This is a genomic window from Klebsiella scottii (genome assembly GCF_036561945.1).
In the GTDB taxonomy this organism is placed as follows: domain Bacteria; phylum Pseudomonadota; class Gammaproteobacteria; order Enterobacterales; family Enterobacteriaceae; genus Klebsiella; species Klebsiella scottii.
This window is the reverse complement of the sequence record NZ_JARXNI010000013.1, coordinates 1-679: the sequence shown is the minus strand read 5'-3', so window position 1 is coordinate 679 and position 679 is coordinate 1. Positions and strand designations below refer to the sequence as shown.

Annotated in this window: 1 rRNA gene; it reads right to left on the bottom strand. The window is 54.5% G+C overall.

Going from position 1 to position 679, the window contains the following annotated elements:
• Window positions 1–679 (bottom strand): 23S ribosomal RNA (locus QFI97_RS00070); the annotation flags it as partial.

Genomic DNA, 679 nt, shown 5'->3' with positions numbered 1-679 from the left:
TCACACCTCAGCGTTAACAAGAGTCCGGATTTACCTAAACTCTCCGCCTACATGCTTAAACCGGGACAACCGTCGCCCGGCCAACATAGCCTTCTCCGTCCCCCCTTCGCAGTAACACCGAGTACAGGAATATTAACCTGTTTCCCATCGACTACGCCTTTCGGCCTCGCCTTAGGGGTCGACTCACCCTGCCCCGATTAACGTTGGACAGGAACCCTTGGTCTTCCGGCGAGCGGGCTTTTCACCCGCTTTATCGTTACTTATGTCAGCATTCGCACTTCTGATACCTCCAGCAACCCTCACAGGCCACCTTCAACGGCTTACAGAACGCTCCCCTACCCAACAACGCATAAGCGTCGCTGCCGCAGCTTCGGTGCATGGTTTAGCCCCGTTACATCTTCCGCGCAGGCCGACTCGACCAGTGAGCTATTACGCTTTCTTTAAATGATGGCTGCTTCTAAGCCAACATCCTGGCTGTCTGTGCCTTCCCACATCGTTTCCCACTTAACCATGACTTTGGGACCTTAGCTGGCGGTCTGGGTTGTTTCCCTCTTCACGACGGACGTTAGCACCCGCCGTGTGTCTCCCGTGATAACATTCTTCGGTATTCGTAGTTTGCATCGGGTTGGTAAGTCGGGATGACCCCCTAGCCGAAACAGTGCTCTACCCCCGAAGATGA